Origin of the sequence: Micromonospora pallida (assembly GCF_900090325.1) — a bacterium.
In the GTDB taxonomy this organism is placed as follows: Bacteria; Actinomycetota; Actinomycetes; order Mycobacteriales; family Micromonosporaceae; genus Micromonospora; species Micromonospora pallida.
This window is the reverse complement of the sequence record NZ_FMHW01000002.1, coordinates 5,353,119-5,374,994: the sequence shown is the minus strand read 5'-3', so window position 1 is coordinate 5,374,994 and position 21,876 is coordinate 5,353,119. Positions and strand designations below refer to the sequence as shown.

The window sequence follows — 21,876 nt, the reverse complement described above, 5'->3', positions numbered from 1 at the left end:
CGAGGATCGCGTGAACACCAGCAACTCCGCGGCCGGCCACGACCCCGCCACCTACTTCGCGGCCCGGTACGAGGCGGTCCGGGCCAACGTCAGCCGGGCGCTCTCCGGCAAGCCGGAAGCGGTACGCCTCGCCCTGACCTGCTTCTTCGCCGGTGGTCACCTGCTGGTGGAGGACGTCCCGGGGGTCGGCAAGACCACGCTGGCCAAGGCCATCGCCGCCTCGTTGGACGCGAGCTGGCACCGCATCCAGTTCACCCCGGACCTGCTGCCGTCGGACATCACCGGCACCAACGTGTACGACCAGCGCACCGGCACGTTCGAGTTCCGGCCCGGTCCCGCCTTCGCGCACCTGGTGCTCGCCGACGAGATCAACCGGGCGTCGCCGAAGACCCAGTCGGCGCTGCTGGAGGTGATGGAGGAACGGCAGGTCACCGTGGACGGCCGCAGCTATCCGGTGCCGGCACCCTTCCTGGTCGTCGCCACCCAGAACCCGGTCGACCTGGCCGGCACCTACCGGCTGCCGGAGGCGCAGCTCGACCGCTTCCTGCTGCGGATCTCCGTCGGCTACCCGGACGTGGCGGCCGAACGCGACATCCTGGTCGGCCGGGCCCGGGAGGGCGGGGCCCCGGAACTCTCCCCGGTGGCCAGCGTCGAGCAGGTGCGCTGGATGATCGAGTACGTCAGCCGGGTGCACGTGGCGGACGCGGTGGCCGAGTACGTCGCCCGCATCGCCGAGGCGACCCGCCGGGATCCGCGCCTGCGGCTCGGCGCCAGCCCCCGGGGCAGTCTGGCCCTCGTCCGGGCCGCCCAGTCCTGGGCTGCCGGGCAGGGCCGGGGTTATGTCGTACCCGACGACGTGAAGGCGGTCGCCGAGCCGGTACTCGGACACCGGCTGCTGCTCGCCTCCACCACCGAGATCGAGGGCGGTTCGGCCGACGACGTGCTGCGCGACGTGCTGGGAACCGTACCCGTACCGCTGGCGGCCCGGGTCTGATGCGCCGCCTGCGCCGGAGCACCGGGCTGACCGGCACCGGGCTGGCGGTGGCCCTGGGCTCGATCGTGCTGCTCACCGCCGGTACGCTCGGCGGCTACCCCACGCTGGGCGGGCTCGGCGCCGCCGGGATCGCGATGGTGCTCGCCGCCGCGCTCCTGGTCCGGCTGCCGGCCCAGGTCCGGGTGACCCGTACCGTCGCCCCGCACCGGGTGACCGTCGGTGACCAGGTCACCGGCTGGCTCAACGTGGTCAACGCCGGCCGCCTGCCCACCGGACGGTTCGAGGCGGTCGACGGGCTCACCGCCCTGGGCACCCCGGCCGATGGTGGTGAGCTGCGGATCGCGGTGCCACCACTGACGCCCGGCGGAGCGATCCGCCTCAGCTACCCGGTGCCGACCGCCGACCGGGGCGTGCTGCGACTCGGGCCGGTGAGGCTGCACCGCCGTGACCCGCTGCGGCTGGCCCTCCGTACCCAGACCCTGGCCGCGCCGGAACAGATCTGGGTACGGCCCCGGGTGCATCCGATCCGTCCACTGCCGATCGGCCCGGTCCTCGACTTCGAGGGGCGGCTCACCGACCGGGTGCTCCGGGGCTCGATGGCCTTCGCCGCACTGCGCGAGTACCGGCCGGGTGACGACCCCCGGCAGATCCACTGGCGCTCCACGGCGCGGGCGGGTGAACTCATCGTCCAGGACCGGGTGGACACCACCGAACCGAGCGCCGCGGTGCTGCTGGACACCCGGGCCACCGTGTTCGGCGCGGAGTTGTTCGAGGAGGCGGTGGAGCTGACCGCCTCGGTGGTGGTCTCCACCAGCCGTTCTGGTCAGTCGGTCAGCCTCGCCGTGCTCGGCGAGGACGGCGCGGACCTGGCCCGGCTCGGCGCTCGTGGTCCGCTGGACCGGCTGGCCGCCGCCGGCCGTACCGACGACCGCGATCTGACCGAGCTGCTGGCGATGGTCGCCCGCGCCCCGGCCGGTGGCGGGTTGGTGGTGGTCAGCGGGGCGGATCCGGCACTGGCGCCCGCGTTGGCCGGGCAGACGCGCCGGTTCGGCGGGATCGTGCTGGTGCAACTCGTCGCGGACGGCTCGGCTGCCCACTCCCCGAACGGTCCGCGCGGCGTCCCGGCGCAGGCCGGTCCCGGGAACGGTCCGCGTGGCGTCCCGGCTGGGGAACCGACCACCGGTACGTCGGTCAGCGTGCAGGGAGGACTGGTGGTGATCCGCGCCGACCGGGCCCGGAGCGCGGCGACCGCCTACAGCGGACTCGCGGGAGGACGCCGGTGAGGCGATGGCTGCTGGCCAGGGCGGCACTGGCCAGCCTGCTCGGACTGGCCCCGGTGGTCGCCTTCGCGGGGCTCTTCGGGCGGACCGTCGACGAGGCCCTGGCCGACCCCGGATACCTGCTGCCGACCGCCGGCGCCGCCCTGGTGCCGGCCCTGGTCGGGTTGCTGCTCGCCGCGACGACCCGGGTTCCGCCGGTCACCCGGCTCACCGTCGAACTGCTGGTACTCGTCGGATACGTCGTGCTGGTCAGCCCGTCCCGGGTCACCGACGGGCCGTACCGGTTGCTCACCTCCGTGCCGCCGGTCGACCCGGGCGGACCGGAGCTGGCCCTGGTGGCCGTACTCGCCGGGCTGGCCGGCATCGGCGCGGTGGAACCGTCGCTGCGCGGCGCCGCCGTGCCCTGGGCGCTGCCGGTGCCGCTGCTGGCCATGACCGCCGGCCTGCTCCTGACCACGCCGACCGACGTACCGGGCTGGCTGGCACCGGCGGTGGCCGGGACCGTCCTGGCGCTGCTCGCCACCGCCGCCGCCGACCAGCGTGCCCCGACCACCGGCCCCGGCCGGCGCGCCCAGCAGGCCGGTGCCGGCCGGCAGGGCCGGACCGTCGGGCTGGCCGGTCGGCTGGTCGCCCTGCCCGGACTGGTCCTGGTGTTGGCCGCCGGGGCGGCAGCCAGCCTGCTCGGGCCGAACCTGGTCACCGCGGCCGGCGACCGGACCCCACCCGATCCCCGGGACCTGGTCGCACAGCCGGTACGCCCGCGTACGGGCAGCAGCCCGCTGGCCCAGTTCCCGGCGCTGCGGACCGGAAAACTCAGCCTGCGGCTCACCGTCACCGGCGACGAAGCGGCCAACCGGTTGCGGTACGCCACACTGGACCGGTTCGACGGCACCTACTGGACCAGCGCGGCCACCTACTGGCGGGCCGGACAGCAGCTACCCGCTCCGACCGGCCCGGCGGAACTGGTCACCCAGGAGGTCCGGATCGACCAGCGGGGCCCGCTCGAGTGGCTGGTCAGTGCCGGTCGGCCGGTCGAGGTGTCGCGCAGCGGGCTCGGAGTGGACCGGGCCACCGGGGACGTGATCTTCCCGGACAACCAACCGGCGCCGGACGCGTACACGGTGCGCAGCGCCGTACCCCGCTTCGAGGCGGCGGACCTGCCGATCGACCCACCGGCCGTGCCCCCGTCGGGATCGGTGTCGGGCAGTCCGGTGCCGTCCGGGCTGGTCGCCAAGGCCACCTCGGTCACCGGGACCAGCGCGGGCTACCCCGCCCTGCGCCGGCTCGCCGACCACTTCGCCCGTACCGGCGACTACCGGCTGGACACCTCGCCGCGACCACCGGCCGGGCACGGGCTCTACCAGATCGACCAGTTGCTGAAGACCCGCAACGGCACGGCCGAGCAGTACGCGTCGGCGTTCGCCGTACTGGCCCGGGCGCTGGGCTACGACGCCCGGGTGGTGGTCGGGTTCCGCACTCGGGCGGGCCACGGCGGCAGCCGCGTGGTCACCGGCCGGGACGTGGACGCCTGGGCGGAGGTCCGCTTCACCCGGGCCGGTTGGGTGCCGTTCCACCCCACCCCCGGCCAGTCCGGCGACCGCCGTCCGGACGAGCCCGAGCCGCCACCGAGCAGCGAGCCCGAACCGACCCGTACGCTCAGCGCACCGACCCCCGCCACCTCCGCCGGCGCGGCCGCTCCAACCGGTGCCGGCCCGGACGCCGGACGACCGGAGCCGGTCCCGCCCTGGCTGACCGTGACGCTGCTCGCCACGCTGGTGCTGTTCGTGCTGCTGGGTGGGCCACCGACGGTCAAGTGGGCGGTACGGGCCCGGCGACGCCGCCTCGACGACCCCGGTCGCCGGCTGCTCGCCGCCTGGCGGGACACCCTGGAACGCTGTGCCGAGACGGGAGTCGCCATCTCCCGGGCCAGTACGACCGGCGAGGCGCTGGCCACACTGTCCGGCCGGGCCCCGGCGGCCGACGTACCGGCGCGGGAACTGGTGGCGCTGGTCGACGCGGCGGCGTACGGTCCGACGCGGGTGACGACCGCCGACGCCGACCGGGCCTGGGCCCTGGCCGACACGGTACGACGGCAGCTCGCCACGGCGTCGTCCCGGCGGCAGCGGATCGTCGCCGCCCTACGGCTACCAGCGCGGACCTTGGTGGTCGACGCCGGGCGGTGAGGGTGGGGAACACTTCCCATTGGCCGCCGCCCGGCCCGGACCTAGCGTGTCGAACATGAGCTTGGGATCGATTGGCGCCAACCCCGCCGGGCTGCGCGCGGTGAGCACCGCGGTCAGCACGGCGGCGGCCGGGCTGCCCCGGACCTGCCCCGTCTCGGCATCGGTGGGGGACCCGGCGGCGGACGCCGCGCTGGCGGACTTCACCCGTCGGTGGAGCGCCCAGTTCGAGCGGTTGCAGGGTGCAGCGACGGTCATCGCCCGCCAGGCGAACATGACCGCGGTGGCCTTCTCGCTGGCCGGGGAGTGACCATGTCGACCGACACCGCCGACCCGGACGCCCTGCGCCGGGCCGCCCGGGACAACGGGGCCCGCGCCGGTGCCCTCGACCACTCGGTGCGTACCGTCCGGCGGGCCAGCGCCAGCTTCGCCGGCACGGGCACCGCCGGTGCTGCCCAGGTGCTGGTGGGCCCGGCCGGCGCCCGGTTCCAGGGCGCCCTCGGCGCGCTGGACGCCGCGTTCGCCGCCGCGCGGGCCGCGCACGAGCGGGTCGCCGAGGCGCTCGGCACGGTGGCCGGACCGATCGAGGACGAGCAGCGGGCCCGCAAGGTGCTGGACCGCGCCGAGACCCGGTTGGACGAGGCCCGCCGGCAACTCTCCGCCGAGCAGATCGGGTTCGGCGCGGCGGCCAAGCGGGCGTCGATCGACCGCGCCGCCGGGCTGGAGGTCCCCGCCCCGGACATGTCCGGTGTGCTCCGGGCCCAGCGGGAGGTGGAGGAGGCCGAACGGGCACACCGCCGGGCCGCCGAGCGGCACGAGGACGCGCTGCGGGACCGCAAGCGGGCCGTGCAGGCCTTCGTCGCGGTGTGCCGGTCGGCCGCTGCGCTTGCGCCGGCCATCCCGGGCGCGCCCGGTGCTCCTGGCCGGGTGACCAACCACACGGTGTTCGGTCCCCGGCTCCTCGACGACATCAAGACCCGCGGCATGCCCAACAAGGGCCGGTCCACCGGCGGGCGCAACCTGACCCCGGCGGAACGGCGGCGGCTGGCCCGCAACGGCCTGAGCCCCAAGGACCCGCTCTTCTCCCTGCTGTACGGGTCCCGGACCTGGCAGGGCTCGTTGAAGAACTACGAGAAGTCCCTGTTGAAGGGCCGCAACGGCAGCGTGGACGTGCAGCTGCAACTGTTGCACCGACTCGCGATGGCCGAGGGCGGCCTGGGCCGGGTCGGCAAGGACCGGTACGGCGCCTCGGTCAACGCGCGGGCCGAGGTGAACGCGTTCGACGCCCGGGTCAAGGCCAAGCTGCGGGCCGGCGGCTTCGGTGCGCAGGGCGAGCTGCGTGGCCGGGGCGGCGCGGACGCCGGCGGCGGGTTGGACATCAACGGGGGTCGCAGCGGTGGCCGGCTCCGGGCGGAGGCGGAGGCCTTCGCCGGAATCCGGGGCACTGCCCGGGGCGAGGTGGACGTGCTCGGCGTACGCCCCCGGGGGTCGCGGAGGGGCAGATCGGCGTCGGCGCTTCGGCCGGGGTGGACGCGGGGGTCGACGGCGGCAAGGTGAAGGTGCAGGCCAGTGTCGGTCTCGCGCTCGGCATCGGCGGCAAGATCACGGTCGGCGGCGAGGTGGACGTACCGAAGATCGCCGGCCACATCGGAGACGGCGCCAAGGCGGTCGCCGACGTGGCCGGCAAGATCAACCCGTTCTGAGAGAAGGACAACGGATGACCGTCGTGGAGTGGCCGAACGCGATCTCCCCCGGCCTGTGGCCGTTCCGGCTGGCCGCGCCCGAGCAGTGGAGCGCGGTGGAACCGGACGAGGGGCTGATGGCCTTCCTCGCCCCGCCGGCCGACGGGTTCCGGGCCAACCTGGTGCTCTTCGGCCGACGGCTACCCGAGGACCTCACCCTGGGCGAGGTGGCCGAACTGGCGCTCGCCGACGACACGCCGCGACGGATCATCGACCCCGGCATCGACCAGCCGGCCGCCCCGGGCGGTCTGCCGGTCGCGGTCCGCTCCAGCGGGACCGTGGTCGACGGCCGCGAGGTACGCCAGATCGCCGTGGTGACCGAGGCGCCGGACCGCTCGCCGTCCGGGCTGCGCAGCGTCTACACCATGCTCGGTACGTACCTGGCCGACCGCGCCGACCTGGACGAGTCGACCCTGACCTCGATGATGGCCTCCTTCGAGCTGATCCACTAGCCCCCATCGAAGGGCCAGGGTTCGAGCCCCCGGGGCGCCGTAGGTGGGTGGGGGCAGCCCCTTGCCGCGCGGTTGTTGCGCCCGTCATTGATGGCGGCTGTACGTTGTCGCCCGACGGCAGTCCGGCGACGTCTCGCCTGGACCGGCATCGGGGTCGATCAGGTCGTGCATCTCCCCGCCCCGTTGCGCAGCTCTTCGACGGCTTCGTTCAGACGGCGCGCATTGGCGGGGCTGGCCGACAGGTATGCCGTCTCCTTCAGTGACTCGTACTCACGCAGCGAGATGATGACGGCGGCCTCACCGCCGGAGCGGGTGATCACCACTTCCTCGGCGTCGTCCACGACATGGTCGAGCATCTTGGCCAGGTTCTGCCGGACTTCTGAGTAGGGGACGGTGCGCATGAGGCCTCCTGAGCTTGGCGTACAAGAAGTTGTACAACCCGGTGGGGTCGTCTATCAGGCGAATCCGGCACCTGGCGGTCTGTCGATCAAGCGTTGGGGCAGCGTCGACGTAGCGGAAGCGGCTCGCTGCCACGGTCACCATATGGTTCGCATGGTGGTGCCTCCGGCCACCCGAGTTCAAAGGCCGTCTCCGCCCACCGGAGACGGCCTTTCTCGATGTTGCGATTGTCGTAGAGCGGGAGGTGAGCCGGCGAGGGCGGTGCGCGCGGCGGGTAGCTGGACCGGTCTCGTTACGGTGTGCTCGTGGCGAATGGGACAGCTGGCTGGGGGATGAAGTTCCTGCTCTGGGTCGGGCTGCCCTTTTTCGCCCTCCTCGGGCTGAGCCTTGCCATACCCGACGTCGCTGCGGCCTGGCAGGCGAAGGCCGGTGACGGCACGGCGGGCACATTCATCGCGCGCTACGAGACGTGCGGCCGCAACTGCAACTGGTACGGCGACTTCGTCCCGGACGGGGGCGGGACGACGCGCAGCGACGTCATCGTCTACGACGGGCCGGATGAACTGACCTCGGGGGCCACCGTGGCGGCCCGCGACACCGGCGCCCGCAGGGGTGTCTTCGCCGCCCAGGGCGGCAGCACCTGGCTGCTCTTCACCGGGCTTGCCGTGGCCGGCGCGCTTGCCGCGATCGGCTGGGTGGTCGTCCTGGTCCACGCGATAGCCAGCCGACTCCGGACGTAGCGGGAACCGACCGGACCCTGGCAGTCGGTCCAGGGCTGAGGCCGCAGGCTGCCTCGTCGCGGACCTGGCGATCAGTCGTCAACGTCGTAGTCGGATCCGTCGACGAGGCCGGTCACGAAGGTCTCGAAATCGGGGGCGAGGACGGTGATCTGATAGTTCCATTCCTGGTCGACGTGTACGACGACCGGCTCCCCAGGCGAGCGGTAGTCGAGGGCAATCATGTCGTGACCCGCAGACGGGCAGTCGGCGATGTAGATGCCGATGTCGGGGTAGCCCCATTCCGCTACCCAGAATGCGCTGCCGAACTCGCCGCAGAGGCTGAACGGAGCAGTTCGACCGATCGCCGCCAGCGCGTATACGCCAACGTGGTCCTCAGCCCAGGAGGTTCGGTTGGGTGCCGGATGGGCGTCACGGGCAAACGAGCCGCCGTTGTGCCGACGGGCCAGGTCGACGTACGCGGTAGGCAGCTTGTGTCCAAGCTGCGCCTCCACCGCGCGCAGAGCCGCGTCGGTGACCGGGGCCTCCATCGGGCCGGAACCGTCGAAGACAGTTGTGGGATCGAGCACGGGCTGACGGTAGACGCTGTCTGCCACGAACTGCCTGTTCATCAGGGGTGCCGCCTGAACCGGGGAGCGTGGCATGATCGGGCGCATGCCGCAGGTGATCGACTCGGCCGGCCCGGAGCAGGTGGCCCGTGGCCGTGGGGCGACCCTGCTGCCGGACTGATGGGCGCTCCCGGTGGCCGCCCGGTACCGGACGGTCAGGCGCCGGTCCCGCCCGACCGGGCCGACCAGTCGACGCCCGAGTCGAACCGCCTCGGCGGGCTGCTGCGCCGGCACCGCACCGACGCCGGCCTGACGATCGAGGAGTTGGCTGCGGCGTCGGGCGTCAGCGTCCGGGCGATCAGCGACATGGAACGCGGCCGGAGCCGGGTGCCGCAGCGGCGGACCGTCGAGGCAATCGTGCGGGCACTGGACCTGCCGGACAACTCGGCTGCCGCGCTACGGGAGGCCGCCAGAGCCGGCCGTCGTGTGCCGGCGACGGCGTCGGCGTTGGCGCCGCCACGGACCGTCGCGGACTTCACCGGCCGGCACGGCGAACTGGGCTGGCTCGGCGACCTCGTCGCGCGCAGCGCCGAACACCCCGACCGGCAGGGTGCTCCGGTGGTCGCGGTCGTCTCCGGGCCGCCCGGCCTGGGCAAGACGGCGCTCATGGTGCAGGCCGCCACCCGGTACGCCGAGTCCTTCCCGGGCGGTGTGCTCTTCATCGACCTGCGCGGCCTGGACCCCGATCCGCCCCGCCCGAACGACCTCCTGCTTCGCCTGCTGACCACGTTGGGCGTGGAGGAAGCCCGGGTGCCCGGCGACGAGCACGCCCGCAGCGCCCTGTACCGGGCACTGCTGCGCGAGCGGCGCAGCCTGCTCCTGTTCGACAACGCCGCGGACGAGGCGCAGGTCCGCCCGCTGTTGCCGGGTGCCGGGAGCACGATGACGATCATCACCAGCCGACGCGGGCTGGCCGGCCTGGAAGCGGTCGACCGGCTCGTCCTGCCGGCTCTCACCCGAGGTGAGGCGGTCGCCCTCCTGCAACGGATCATCGGACCGGACCGCGCCGCCGCCGAGCCGGACGACATGCTGCTCGGTCTCGCGCAGGCGTGCGGACACCTGCCGCTGGCGCTGCGGATTGCCGGCAACCGTCTGCTCAGCCGTCCGGACTGGAGCATCGAGTACCTGTTGTGCCGGCTGGCCGACCAGGACGACCGGCTCGACCTGCTGGTCGCCGGGGACCTCCAGGTCGCGGCGCCGTTCATGCTCTCCTACCGGCAACTGTCCCCGGCCGCCGCCCGTACGTTCCGGCGGCTGTCCCTGATTCCCGGCCCGGACGTCGGTTCGGAGTTGGCCGCCCAGGCGACCGGCCTGGGTGTCCGGGAGACCGAGGCGGCCCTGGAGGAGTTGGCCGAACTCGGGCTGCTCCAGCCGGCCACCGACGGACGCTACCGCTTCCACGACCTCATGCGGTTGTTCGCTCGGGCCCGCCTGGCCGCCGAGGAGACCGTGGCGGACCGGCGGCGCGTCGAGGACCGGGTGGTCACCTGGTTGCTCGACACCGCGGTCGCCGCCGGGCAGTGGTTCGAGCCGGCGTACGCCGGTGGAGCTGGCGGAAGACCGGCCTCCGCCGAGGAAGCCAGACGCTGGATCCAGCAGGAGGGCCTGAACTGGCTCGGTGCACTGCGGGCCGCCTTCGCCGCCGGCCGGCACGCCGAGGTGATGACCGTCGCTGACGCCATGCACTGGTTCTCCGACCGCTGGACGCACTGGGGGAACTGGCTGGAGGTGTACCAGATGTCGGCGGCCTCGGCCGAGGCGCTCGGCGACCCGCGCAACCAGGCCGTCCACCTGAACTACGTCTCGTGGGTGTACACCGCCTGCCTCCTGCGTCCCGACCTGGCGGAGGCACCCGCCCGGGAGGCGCTGCGGCTGGCCGCCGCCGTGGGTGACGCCAGCCAGCAGGGCTGGGCGTGGACGTACCTCGGGTCCGCGGCCCGGCGCCGGGGCGACGCCACGCGGGCGCAGGCGGCGGCCGGGCAGGCGCTGCCGTTGTTCGACGCCGCCGGGGACTGGGACGGGTACGCGCAGGGACTGTCCCTGCTGGCCGGCAGCCTCGCCCAGGCCGGCCGGCACCGGGAGGCCATCGAGCAGTACCAGCGGTTGGAAACGCTGCTCGCCGATCCGGCCCGCGCGCCGTCTCCGCAGGTCGTCGACCTGACCGCCGGTCACCTGCATCTGAACGTCGGCCTGAGCCTGCTGGCGTTGCGACGCTGGGCGACGGCCGCGACCAGCTTCCGGGTGGCGCTGCCCCCGCTGCAACGGGCCGGGGTACGGCAGAGCGAGGCGCGGTGCCGGTACGGGCTGGGTAGCGCGCTCGTCCGGCTGGGCCGGGTCGACGAGGCCCGGGGCGAGCTGCGCCGGGCGGTCCGTATCGCCCGCCGCGTCGGGCCGGCAGACCTGGCGGACCAGGCGCTCGGCCGGCTCGCCGGGCTCGGTTCGCCGACGGATCGCCGAGTCTCGTGAACGCGCGGGCCTCGTGAACGGCGGGCCCGGCCTCGTGAACGGCGGGCCCGGCCTCGTGAACGGCGGGCCCGGCCTCGTGAACGGCGGGCCCGGCCTCGTGAACGGCGGGCCCGGCCTCGTGAACGGCGGGCCCGGCCTCGTGAACGGCGGGCCCGGCCTCGTGAACGGCGGGCCCGGCCTCGTGAACGGCGGGCCCGGCCTCGTGAACGGCGGGCCCGGGACCAGTGGATGCGCGAGGCCCGGACCTATGAACGGCGGGGCCGGGCAGCGCGTGCCCGGCCCCGCGTGTCCACGCCTGGCTACCGGAGCTGGTAGGCCCGGTAGACGGTGGTGGTGACGGTGTTCCCCGCGCTGTCGACGGCGGTGGCCCGCAGCGACACGAAGCCTGAGGTGCCCTTCGGGTGTTGCACCGTGGCGGTGTACTGCCCGTGCTTCTCCGTCGTCCGGACTGCGGTCCACGTCCGGCCGTCGTCGTACGACACCGACACGTCCGCCGACGTGATCCGGCCTGCGGTCGCCTGCTGGGCAAACGTCAGCGGGATGTCCAGCTTCTTGCCCGCCTGGGCGCTGTTGTCCAGCGCCAGCGCCGGCTGGAACCCGATCGAGGTGAGCGGCAGCGCGCCCTCCTGGGCGGCGGAGGTGGTGAAGGTCCACTCCGTCTCCAGGCGTCGGGACAGCCGGTACGGCTCCGGCAGGTCCAGCTCGTACCGCATCCGGTAGGTGGTCGGTTCGGCGGCCACCTCCCACGAGCCGTACAGGTAGTTGTACTCGCCCACCAGCGTGTCGCCCCGGTGCAGGGTGAAGCGGTGGTTGGTCATCGAGTACGGCAGACCCACGTGGCCGGCCCCGTCGGCGTAGTCGGTGAGGCTGGCCCGTACGGCGTTGCCCTGCCGGGTGACGAGCGGGGAACCGTACTGCGGGGTCAGGGTGGTCTGGAGCACCGCGCCGTTCCAGCGCTCGACGTAGTCGCGGCCGGGCTGGTAGGTGACCGCCTGGGGGTGCGTCAGGTCGAGGATCAACAGACCGCCGGCGACGGTCTCCTCCCGGACGACGGACCGCCACTGCACGGCGCCGTTGTAGTACTCGGTACGGCGTCCCGGCGTCGCCACCGCCGGCAGTTCGCTGGTCAGCATGAGCCCGCCGCCGCTGACGTCCGGGTCGGGCGTGGTGTTGGTACGCGACGCCGCCACCCCGGTCGCGTTCTGCGCGTACTGGGCGTCGACCGTGGCCAGCTCACCCCGGGAGACGTGCCGGACCAGACCGGTGATGAAGGAGCCCTTGATCCGCCAGCCCAACTGGTAGACGTCTGGCGCGCGGTCGGTCCGGGCCGGGCCCTGGAAGGCCGCGTGCACCTGGGTGGCCAGGCCCGGCAGGTCGGCCGGGCCGACGTCGGCGGTGCGGATGGTGTCCAGCTCGCCCGTGACCCCCGCGTACGTCGTCAGCCGGTCGCCGCCGCGCAACACCATGACCGAGGCGTCCTGCGACTGCGCCCGGGTGTCCGGCACGGTGATGTCCAGCGGTCGGGCCTTCCGCGCGTCGAGCACCACCTCCTGGTCGGCGTCGGCGACGATCCTGTTGTGGGTGAGCAGGGCGATCGTGCCGTCCGGGTTCTCGATGTACGCCGACAGCCGCCAGGAGCTGTTCAGCGGCACCCGTACCGACGCGCTCGACGTGTAGAACGTGTGGCTGGCGTAGTTCTGCGGGTCGGGGTTGACCAGCTCGACCATCACCGTGGCGGGGGCGTTCCCGTCCGCGCCGATGGCAGAGACCTTCAGGCCCGCCGCCGGCTCCTCGTGGTAGACGCTGAACGGCGTCTGGAGCTTCACGGCACCGCCGGTGGCCACCAGACGCCCCTTGTACAGCCCGTACGAGGTGCTCGCCCGCTCGTCCACGGTGACCTGGACGGTGGCGTCACCACCGGCCGGGACGGTCAGGGTGCGCGCGCTCAGGGTCAGCAGGCCCGCCGGCGCGTCGCCGTCCAGGGCCAGGTCGAGCGTCACCGGCTGGTCGCCCCGGTTGTGGTAGGTCATGGTTCGCACGGTGGGGTCCTCGGTGTGCGGCCACTCGAGCACGCCGAGGCTCAGCGAGGCCGGCGTGACGGTGACCGGCTGGCTCAACGCCTTGGCCACGTCGACGAAGCCGGCACCCTGGGCGAAGACGTCGTACGCCGGGTTCGGTGACGCCGTCGCCATCAGCGCCTCCTTGAACTGGGCGGCATGCCAGCCCGGGTGGGCCTGCGCCAGCAGGGCGGCGGCGCCGGCCACGTGCGGAGCGGCCATGGAGGTGCCGGTGGCGGCGAAGTAGGACCCCGCCGGCAGGTGGCCGAGGGCGCTGGGCGACCGGGCGGCGGTGATCTCGGTGCCCGGTCCGCCGATGTCCGGCTTGACGCCGAAGTCACCGATACGCGGGCCGCGCAGCGACGACCAGTTCAGCTCCCCGGCCTTGTCGAAGTTCGCCACCGACAGGGCCGCGTCCGCCGTCGACGGCGATCCGACCCGGAACTGCCAGCCGTTGTAGTTGCCGGCGGCGACGACGAAGAGCGTGCCGTACTCGGCGGTCAGGTCGTTGACCGCCTGCTCCAGCGGGTCGACGCCGATGGTGTCCTGGGTGCCCAGGCTCATGTTGACGACGGTGGCACCGGACTCGGCCGCCCACTGCATCGCGGCCAGGATCGCCGAGTCGGAGCAGCTGCCCCGGCCCTCCACGTTCCAGCACACCTTGCCGTCGAGCAGGGTCGCGCCGGGAGCCACCCCCTTGTACTTCCCGCCGGAGGCGGCGCCGCTGCCGGCGATGGTCGACGACACGTGGGTGCCGTGCCCGTTGAGGTCCAGGGCGCTCTCGATCTCGGGGATGAAGTTGCGCCGTGCCACCACCTTGCCGGCGAGGTCCGGGTGGGTGTCGTCGATGCCGCTGTCGAGCACCGCGACCTTCACGCCGGTGCCGTCGTACCCGGCGGACCAGGCGGCCGGGGTGCCGATCATCGGCACGCTGGTGTCCAGGCTGGACTTGCGGACACCGTCCGCCCAGATCTTGCCCCGGGTCAGCGAGGACTTCGTGGTCTGCCAGGTCTTCGCCAGGTCGGTGCGCGGCACCCTGGTGGCGAAGCCGTCCACCGCCTCCAGTTCCGGACCGGTGGCGAGGCCGCGCACGGCGGTCGCGTCGGAGACCACCAACGGCAGGTACGACAGCTCGTCGAAGCCGAACTCGAGCAGGGCGGTGACGTTGAACAGCCGCTCGTCCAGCCGGTCGGCCTTCAACAGGGGGATGGCGTCGGACGGGATGACGTAGTCGGCCCTGTCCCGCTGGAGGCGTACGAAGTGGACGCCCTCACGCGGCGCGACGGTCACCTCCTTGCCGCGAACGGTGACCCGGTCGCCGGTGAACAAGGTCAGCCTCCGCGTGGGCTCCTGGTCGTCGGCCGGGGAGGCCGCCGGAGCCGAAAGCGCTGGCGGAGCCGACGGGGTCGCCGTGGGGCGGGCGGCGGCGGGTGGCACTCCGACCAGTACGGTCGCCAGCGTGGCGCCGAGTGCGCCGTACGCCAGAAGACGGCGTTGTCGCATGGGGGTTCGCTCCACTTCGGGGGTGATCGGCGCGGCTGCGCGATCGGGGGTGAACGGGCACTGGCGATGACGTCAGCTGCACGTTTCGTAGCGGCGGCGGCACGGTGCCGCAATGGGCTCGTCGACGACGACAACTGCCGAGGCTGACGACGTTTGCGCTGCTCAGCGGAGCGATGTCGGAAGTGTTCTGTGACGTTCGCCATGCCCGGGAGTGGGTGTCCCGCAGGAAGTTCTGCCTGTCGTTCTGCCGGATCAGGTGGCCGGGCCAGGCGTCGATCTCCGGCTGCTCGCGAGCTCGACGAGGGAGGCGAGGACCCGTCGAGGCTCACGCCGGGCTGCCGGCCCGCTGCTGGTACGCCCGCCAGCCGCCGAAGGCGGTGATGTCCTCGGCACCGGTCAGCGCCCCGGGCGTACACCCGAAGCCGACCACGTCCCGGCCGTCGGCCAGCCGTACCCGGCCGAGGGTCATCGGCGCGGGCAGGGCGGCCAGGAATCGACCGAGCCCGCCCGGCGAGAGCCACCACAGCTCCCCGGCGATCTCGGCGCCGCCGGAGGCCACCTCCACCAGGCCGGGCTTCGGTGGCTCGGTGTCCAGCGCGTAGAGCCGGTAGGACGGCGCGGTGGTGACGTCGCCGCCGAAGCGGGCGCCGAGGTCGACGAGTTCGTGGTGGAGCGGCCCGCCCCGCAGGTGGGCACCGACCACGGCCAACGGGACCTCGGTGTCCACCCACGAGGGTGCGGCGACGCCGAGGAACCGCGCGGCGATGTCGGTGCACACCTGGTCGTCGAAGGCCCGACCGATGACGGAGATGCCGAAGGAGCCCGCCTCGTTCTCGCCCGCCGGTACCGCCGTCGCGCAGAGGTCCAGCAGGTTGACGAAGTTCGTGTATGTGCCCATCCGGCTGTTCACGCCGACCGGGTCGGCCGCGACCTCGGCGATGGTGGGGTGCAGCGGGGCCGTGGGCAGCACCAGCGCCGTACAGCCGGCCAGGAGTTCGGCGGCCCGGGCGCGGGCGTCGTCGAGCGCGGCCCGGTCGCGTACGTACTCCCAGCCCGCCGGGGTGCGGGCCCCGCGCACGATGCCCGCCACGGTCGGGTCGAGTCCGGGCACGCCGTCCTCGGCGGTCGGGCCGACCCACCGGCCGGCCGCCGCGTAGCGTCCGGCGACGATCGCGCCCTCGTAGAGCAGCAGCGCCGCGTCCAGCAACGGTGACACGTCGACCACCCGCAGGTCGGCGACGGTGGCGAGCCGGGCGAGCGCCTGGTCCCACAGTGGACGCAGCTCCGGGGCGACCGCGCGCAGACCGGCCTCGTCCGGCACCGCGACGGTCGGCCGTGGCCCGGCGGCGAGCCGTACGTCAGTGGGCCACCGGCGGGAGAGGCCGTCCCGGTCACCCGGTCCGGTGATCACCCGCACGCCGCGTACGGCGGTGTCGAGGTCGCGGCCGAAGACGGTGATGGTGTCGAAGGGCCGGCAGGCGTCCGCCATGCCGGTCGTCGGCACCAGACCGAGGGTCGGCTTCACGCCCACGATTCCGTTGAGCGCGGCGGGGACCCGACCGGAGCCGGCGGTGTCGGTGCCGAGTGCCAGGTCGGTCACCTCCAGCGCGACCGCCACGGCGGATCCGGAGCTGGACCCGCCCGAGACGAGTTCGGGCCGGTGGGCGTTGCGGACCACCCCGTACGGGCTGCGGGTGCCGACCAGCCCGGTCGCGAACTGGTCGAGGTTGGTCTTGCCCAGCACGATCGCCCCGGCCCGGCGCAGCCGGGCCACCGCGTCCGCGTCGACGTCGGGCTGCCAGGCGGCACCCGGGCAGCCCAGGGTCGTCGGCTGCCCGGCCACGTCGATGTTGTCCTTGACCGCCACGGTCAGGCCCAGCAGCGGCAGGGCCTCCCCGTCCGCCGCCCGCGCGTCGAGTTCCTGTGCCTCGGCGAGCAGGCTGTCGGCGGTACGCAGGCTGGTCCACACCTCGGGGCGGTCGACCTGCGCCAGTCGCTTCAGCGCGCGCTCGACCCCGGCGGTGGCGTTACTCGGTGGCACGTACGACCTCGATTCCCTTGCGTTCCAGAGCGTCCAGGACCTTGTGTGGCCCGGTGGCGTCGGTCACCACGACGTCGGCGGACGCCAGCCGGCACACCGGGGCGAACGACGGCGCGTCGAGGTGCCGACTCTCCGCGAGGAGGACGACCGTGTCGGCCGCCTCCACCATGGCCGCCTTGACGTGGGCGTCCGTCTGGCTGTAGTCGCTGAACGCGTCCTGTTCGATGTTCACCCCGGCAACGCCCACCACGGCGACATCCCAGCGGCGTTCGCGGAAGAACCGCTCGGTCACCGAACCGAAGAGGCTCAGCTCGATCGGCTTGAGTTCCCCACCGGGCCACAACACGTGGATGTCGGGGTCCTGCCCGAGCACGTCCGCCACCTGCATGCTGGTCGGCGCGGCCAAGATCTGGAGCCGGCGGCGACGGATCTCCTGCGCGACGAAGTACGTCTTGGTCCCGAAGTCGATCGCCACGTTGGAGCCGCGCGAGATCCGGTCCACCACGGCCCGCGCGATCGCCTCCTTGCCCGCCCGGTTGGTCTCCAGGCGGAAGGCGAACGGCGGCTCGAAGCTGCGTCCGGAGTTGACCTCGACCCCGCCGAACACCCGGCGGGCGACGCCGGCCGAGTCCAGGTACTCGATGTCCCGGCGGACCGTCAGTTCGGTGACGCCGAGTTGCTGGCTCAGGGCCACGACCTCCAGCCGGCCGTGCTCCTTGAGCAGTTCGAGGATCCGGCGGCGGCGCCGCGTCTGGTTGTTCTCCCCCACTGGCCGTCGTTCTCCGCTCTTCCGTCGATACTCCCCGGCCGCCGATCGCTGTCGTCGGATGCCGACCGGCGGGCTGTCCGTCCCCATGATGGGCTCAGATTCGCGGATGCAGGCCGGCGACCCCGAGCGCCGGTTCGAGCCGCTCGCCGAGCGTGAGCAGCGCGCCGTCCGCGCCGTGGTGCCCCACCACCTGGAGGCCCACCGGCAGTCCCTGCGGGTCGAACCCCGCGCCCATGGCCAGCACCGGATGCGCCGACGGCACCAGCCGGCACGCCATCCGCTGCCAGAGGAAGTACCGGTCGAAGGTGGTGCCGTCGATCTCGGGCACCCACGGCAGGTCGGCGTTCGGCGCCACCACGGGAGCGCTCGGGGTGATCAGGCCGTCGAGCCCGTCGAGCACCCGGGCCATCTGCTCGAACGCGGCGTACCGGCGGTGCAGGGCGTCGGCGAGGTCGGTGGTGGTGTAGCCGGCGGCCTCGGTCACGTTGACCACGAAGTCGTCCCGGTACAGCTCGGGGTGCTCGATCGGGTGCCGGCCCAGCAGGGTGAACCAGCCGAACATCTCGATCACCTGCCAGCAGCGGTCCAGGCCGTCCGTGTCGAGGTCGACGTCGACGACCTCCACCCCGGCCGCCTCGAGCCGCGCGCGGGCCTGTGCCAACGCGGTGGCGACCTCCCCGGTGACGGGCAGCCCGCCGAGGTCGGTGCTCCAGCCGACCCGGGGGGCCCGGTCGGGCGTCGGAACCCCCGCCGGCTCGGCCCGCAGGTTCGACAGCGGGGCGAGCCGGTGTCGCCCGGACATGCCGGCCAACGTGAGGGCGGTGTCCGCGCAGGTACGTGCCATCGGCCCGTTGACCGAGTGCGGCGACCACGAGGTGCCCGCGGAGACCGCCGGCACCAGGCCGGGGGTGGTCCGCAGCCCCACGATGTTGCAGAAGGCGGCCGGGTAGCGCAGGCTGCCGCCCGAGTCCGAGCCGTCGCAGATCGGCAGCATCCCCGCCGCCACGGCCGCCGCGCCACCGCTGGATCCGCCGGCGTGCCGGGTCAGGTCCCAGGGGTTACGGGTCACTCCGAACACGTCGTTGAACGTCACCGTGCCGACCCCGAACTCCGGCGAGTTCGTCTTGCCGATGATCAGCGCGCCGGCGGCGCGCATGTGGGCCACGTGCGGGGCGTCGGTGGTGGCCGGGCCACCGTTGGCGAACCGGCGCGACCCCCGGGAGGTGGGCATCCCGGCGACGTCGACCAGATCCTTGACGGCGGTCGGCAGGCCGTGCAGGACCCCGAGTTCGTCGCCCCGGGCACGTGCCCGGTCGGCCTCCTCCGCCAGCTTCACGCACTCGGCCCGGGGGAGCCGGTGCACGATGACGTTGACCTCCGCATTGAGTTCCTCGATGCGGTCGTAGAACGCGTTCATCACCTCGACCGCCGACAGGTCGCCGGCCACCATGGCGTCGCGGAGCGCGACGGCGCTCCACCAGTGCAGCGGTACGTCGGTGCTGGTCAACGGGTCAAGCGTCGAGGTCATGGGAAACTCCGATTCGGGTGGACTGGTGGTCAGAGCGGGCGGGTGAAGGGCGCTTCGGCGAAGGCGACCCCGGTGAGTTGGCCGGCGGTATCGACGACCGACAGGACCACCAGGACGTCGACGGCCCCCTCAGCACGGAGGGCCCGGTCCAGCACGACGTCGAGCTGGTGGTCCCCGGCCGGGACGACGAGCCGCAGGCCGGCCAGCTCGACGATTCCGGTGGTCCCCGAGGGCAGGCCGGTACGGATCCGGACGTCGACGGCCCCGTCGGCGCGGACGCGGGCGTCGACCTTCAGGTCGGCCGCCGCACCGACGTTCGGGTCGGCCGCTGCCGCGACGACCTCTCCGGCGGGCGGGGTCACCGCGGTGGAGGGCAGCGGCGCGGTCGGCGGCAGTGGCGCGGCCGGTCGGGGCGGCAGTACGGCTTCGATCTGCTCGGCGAGGTCGAGCAGCCGCACGTCGTCGTAGGCCCGGCCGCAGAGGGTCAGCCCCACGGGCATGCCGAGGTCGGCAGTGAGCCCCATCGGCACGGTGACGCTCGGGATGCCGAACCTCCGGAGCACGTGGTTGGTGGTCGAGAAGACCGCCCCGTCCGCCCAGGCGAGCCGCGCGGACGACGGGTTCACGTCGCAGTCGTACGGCCCGATGTCGCTGTTGGCCGGGAAGACGAGTCCGTCCAGGCCCAGTTCGTCGAGCCAGCGTTCGTACCGGTCGCGCCGTCCCGCCGCCAGGCCGGTCATCGCCTGCTCGACCTGCGCCGACACCACCTCGGGAGCCGGGGGCGCGGAGCGCAGGATCGCGGCGAAGTCGAACACGTCCCGGCCCGGGTGCAGCCGGCCGTTCTCGATGGCGTCGACCGCGAACGGCGGGTCGGGGCGGACCGCGTACGGGGAGATGTCGGCCAGCCGCAGGCCGGAGTCGGTGTAGTCGTCGAGGAAGGACTGCCAGGCCCAGGTCATCAACGGCCCCAGCTCGAACGCGGTCCACTCCGCCGGCAGGTAACCGGCGGCGGTCAGGTCGCGGTGCCGGGCCGAGCGGCCCTCGTACGCCTCGACCAGCGGGAAGTCGACGGCGACGAGTTCGGCGCCGGCCTCGGTGAGCGCGGTGCAGGTCGCCGACCACAGCTCCGCGATGGACGGTCGCAGGGCGACCGGTACGACGTCGGCGTACGGCTCGCCCACGTACAGCCTCGGCACACCGAGCCGCCGGCCGGCGAGAGACACGCGCTCACCGGTGCCGTCGCGCAGCGCCGCCGCCACCCGGTGGGCGGTCGACATGTCGAGCGCCCGCTGCCGCTGCCACACGTCCCGGTCGTCCGGGCCGGCGAGGACGCTCAGCAGTCGCCGCTGGTCGGCCACCGTTCTGGTGTGCGGGACGACCACGTCCCGGTACGGATGGAGCGGCCAGTTGCCCGCGCTGGGCACCACTCCCCAGGACGGGGTGTACGCGACCAGGCCGTTGTTCGACGCCGGGGACCGCCCGGACGACACGGTCTCCTCGCCGATGCCGAACTCGGCGATCCCGGCCGCCACTGAGACGGCGGAGCCGATCGAGGATCCGGAGTGCCAGGCCGCGGCGAGGTACTCCGGGTTGTAGGGGCTGCGCACCCGGCCGTACAGACCCGCCTGGCCACCGCCGATGGCCATCGGCGGCATGGCGGTCCGGCCGACCAGCAGCGCGCCGGCGGCCCGGAGCCGGGCCACGACCACGGCGTCCCGGTCGGCGACGAGTTGGGCGAAGGCGGGCGAGCCGGCGGCGACCGGCAGGCCCCGCGCAGCGAAGCTGTCCTTGATCGTGTACGGCACACCGTGCCACGGGCCGCGTACCCGGCCGGCGGCCCGTTCCCGGTCGAGCCGGACGGCGTCGGCCGGCAACTCCGGCGACAGCACCGGAACCGACCCGAGGCGCGGCCCGTGGCGGTCGACCGTGGCGATGCGGCGCAGGGAGTCGGCGGCGGACCACACGGCGGTCGGCCGCGCATTCGTTCGCTCTGTCATGTCGGAGGCACCCTGTGGTTTCGGTGGGCCGGGGCGGAGGACAGCGCCTCCGCCCCGGCCGGGGGATCAACTGACCTTGCTGCAGTCCGTGGTGTAGAGGTACGGCGCGATGTCAGCGGTACCGACGTTGGCGGCGGTGACCAGCGCCCAGGGCGAGTAGACGGTCTTCTCGGTGATGTCGGCCGCCTTCTTCTCGCCCTTGACGAGCTGCGAGATCAGCGTGGTCGACTCGTAGCCCATCTTGTACGGGCTCTGCGCGATGAGCGCGTCGTAGCCGTTGCCCTTGAGTTCCTCGACCTGGGCGGAGGAGGTGTCGTACCCGACGTGCACGATCGAGTCCCTGGCGTCGCCGATGCCGTTGGCGGAGCCGGTGCCCGCGCCGATGTTGGTGCTGAACACCAGGGCGAGGTCCTTGTTCGCGGACCGGGCCGAGCTGACCGCCTGGGACGCCTTCGCCGCGTCGCCCCCGACGTACTGGAACTCCAGCACCTCCAGACCCGCCTTCGTCTTGATCGCGTCGCGGAAGCCCTCGGCCCGCGCGGTCTGGATCGCGTTGCCCGGGGCGTCGGTGACGATGAGGACCTTGCCGGACGCGACCTTGAAGTCCTCGACGACCTTCAGCGCGGCGTCGTACGACGACTTGTACGAGTCGGTACGGATGCTCTGCACCTGGCTGTCGTCGGAGAGGTACGAGTCGGGCATCACCAGCGGCTTGCCGGTGGAGGTGTAGGGCTTCAGCGTCTGGTTGAAGGCGTTGTTGTCCCAGACGGTGAGCAGCAGGCCGTCGGGCTCGGTCGCCAGGACGGACTGCAACACCTGCATCTCGGCGTCGACCGTCACCTCGGGGGTGCCCTGGATCTTCAGGTCGACGCCCTGCTCCTTCGCGGCGGCCTTCGCGCCGCAGTACATGGCGCCGTAGAACTCGCCGGTGCTCTCCGGCGTGACCATGGCGACGGTGGGGGTCCCGTCCGGCGACCCCGCCTTGCTGCTGGACGAACACGCCGCGAGGCCGAAACCCAGGGTGACCGCTGTGGAGGCCGCGAGGAACGCGCGGCGCTGGGGAGACAAGCGCATTGATGCTCCTTGAGCTAGAACTGACGCAGCTAGAACTGACGCGGGCAGG

The 21,876-nt window shown here is 73.3% G+C and carries 16 protein-coding genes and 1 pseudogene; 9 read left to right on the top strand and 8 right to left on the bottom strand.

The genetic code is table 11. The annotated features are described in order from the left end of the window. The first annotated feature begins 10 nt into the window (after positions 1-10). Genes GA0074692_RS22250 through GA0074692_RS22225 form a run of 7 tightly spaced genes read left to right on the top strand, consistent with a single transcriptional unit; the run spans position 11 to position 6,648 of the window. Entirely contained in the window at positions 11-994 is a 984-nt protein-coding gene (locus GA0074692_RS22250; protein ID WP_091647091.1) for an AAA family ATPase, read from the top strand. Beyond that, a complete protein-coding gene (locus GA0074692_RS22245; protein WP_091647089.1) occupies positions 994-2,277 on the top strand; it encodes a DUF58 domain-containing protein in 1,284 nt (427 codons plus the stop codon). The genes GA0074692_RS22250 and GA0074692_RS22245 overlap by 1 nt, the downstream gene beginning before the upstream one ends. Beyond that, entirely contained in the window at positions 2,274-4,457 is a 2,184-nt protein-coding gene (locus GA0074692_RS22240) for a transglutaminase domain-containing protein (RefSeq protein WP_091647086.1), read from the top strand. Before GA0074692_RS22245 ends, GA0074692_RS22240 begins: the two co-directional genes overlap by 4 nt. A 55-nt stretch (positions 4,458-4,512) precedes the next feature. After that, positions 4,513-4,764: a hypothetical protein gene (locus GA0074692_RS22235; protein ID WP_141725381.1), complete on the top strand. Its 252-nt coding sequence runs from the start codon at positions 4,513-4,515 to the stop codon at positions 4,762-4,764. 2 nt (positions 4,765-4,766) lie between these two features. Then, entirely contained in the window at positions 4,767-6,011 is a 1,245-nt protein-coding gene (locus GA0074692_RS22230) for a hypothetical protein (protein ID WP_091647081.1), read from the top strand. A 2-nt stretch (positions 6,012-6,013) separates the two neighbouring features. Further along, on the top strand, positions 6,014-6,157 hold the full coding sequence (locus GA0074692_RS34920) for a hypothetical protein (RefSeq protein ID WP_176738546.1): 144 nt from the start codon (positions 6,014-6,016) through the stop codon (positions 6,155-6,157). Between the two features lie 14 nt (positions 6,158-6,171). After that, positions 6,172-6,648, top strand: coding sequence for a hypothetical protein (locus GA0074692_RS22225; RefSeq protein WP_091647079.1), 477 nt, complete (start codon positions 6,172-6,174; stop codon positions 6,646-6,648). An 84-nt stretch (positions 6,649-6,732) separates the two neighbouring features. On the opposite strand, the pseudogene GA0074692_RS22220 reads toward GA0074692_RS22225, so the two are convergent. Next, positions 6,733-7,049 (bottom strand): annotated as a pseudogene (locus GA0074692_RS22220) (type II toxin-antitoxin system Phd/YefM family antitoxin). A gap of 303 nt (positions 7,050-7,352) precedes the next feature. On the opposite strand from GA0074692_RS22220, the gene GA0074692_RS22215 reads away from it, so the two are divergent. After that, positions 7,353-7,787 (top strand): hypothetical protein, encoded by a 435-nt coding sequence (locus tag GA0074692_RS22215; protein WP_141725380.1) that lies wholly within the window; start codon positions 7,353-7,355, stop codon positions 7,785-7,787. A 71-nt stretch (positions 7,788-7,858) separates the two neighbouring features. On the opposite strand, the gene GA0074692_RS22210 is transcribed toward GA0074692_RS22215, so the two are convergent. Continuing rightward, positions 7,859-8,353 (bottom strand): SMI1/KNR4 family protein, encoded by a 495-nt coding sequence (locus GA0074692_RS22210; RefSeq protein WP_245730417.1) that lies wholly within the window; start codon positions 8,351-8,353, stop codon positions 7,859-7,861. A 159-nt stretch (positions 8,354-8,512) separates the two neighbouring features. Between GA0074692_RS22210 and GA0074692_RS22205 the strand changes: the two genes are divergently transcribed. Next, positions 8,513-10,858 (top strand): helix-turn-helix domain-containing protein, encoded by a 2,346-nt coding sequence (locus tag GA0074692_RS22205; RefSeq protein WP_141725379.1) that lies wholly within the window; start codon positions 8,513-8,515, stop codon positions 10,856-10,858. Between the two features lie 299 nt (positions 10,859-11,157). On the opposite strand, the gene GA0074692_RS22200 is transcribed toward GA0074692_RS22205, so the two are convergent. The 6 genes from GA0074692_RS22200 to GA0074692_RS22175 all read right to left on the bottom strand — a co-directional run bounded on the left by GA0074692_RS22200 (position 11,158) and on the right by GA0074692_RS22175 (position 21,827). Continuing rightward, complete coding sequence (locus GA0074692_RS22200; RefSeq protein ID WP_091647074.1) at positions 11,158-14,418, bottom strand: S8 family serine peptidase; 3,261 nt, start codon at positions 14,416-14,418, stop codon at positions 11,158-11,160. Between the two features lie 325 nt (positions 14,419-14,743). Beyond that, entirely contained in the window at positions 14,744-16,459 is a 1,716-nt protein-coding gene (gene atzF, locus GA0074692_RS22195; protein WP_091647073.1) for an allophanate hydrolase, read from the bottom strand. After that, positions 16,446-17,228, bottom strand: coding sequence for a DeoR/GlpR family DNA-binding transcription regulator (locus GA0074692_RS22190; protein ID WP_176738545.1), 783 nt, complete (start codon positions 17,226-17,228; stop codon positions 16,446-16,448). Before GA0074692_RS22190 ends, atzF begins: the two co-directional genes overlap by 14 nt. Before the next feature lie 94 nt (positions 17,229-17,322). Then, on the bottom strand, positions 17,323-18,756 hold the full coding sequence (locus tag GA0074692_RS22185) for an amidase (protein ID WP_091647071.1): 1,434 nt from the start codon (positions 18,754-18,756) through the stop codon (positions 17,323-17,325). A gap of 29 nt (positions 18,757-18,785) precedes the next feature. Then, positions 18,786-20,753 (bottom strand): amidase family protein, encoded by a 1,968-nt coding sequence (locus GA0074692_RS22180; RefSeq protein ID WP_091647070.1) that lies wholly within the window; start codon positions 20,751-20,753, stop codon positions 18,786-18,788. Between the two features lie 66 nt (positions 20,754-20,819). Beyond that, entirely contained in the window at positions 20,820-21,827 is a 1,008-nt protein-coding gene (locus GA0074692_RS22175) for a substrate-binding domain-containing protein (RefSeq protein WP_091647069.1), read from the bottom strand. Between the last annotated feature and the right edge of the window lie 49 nt (positions 21,828-21,876).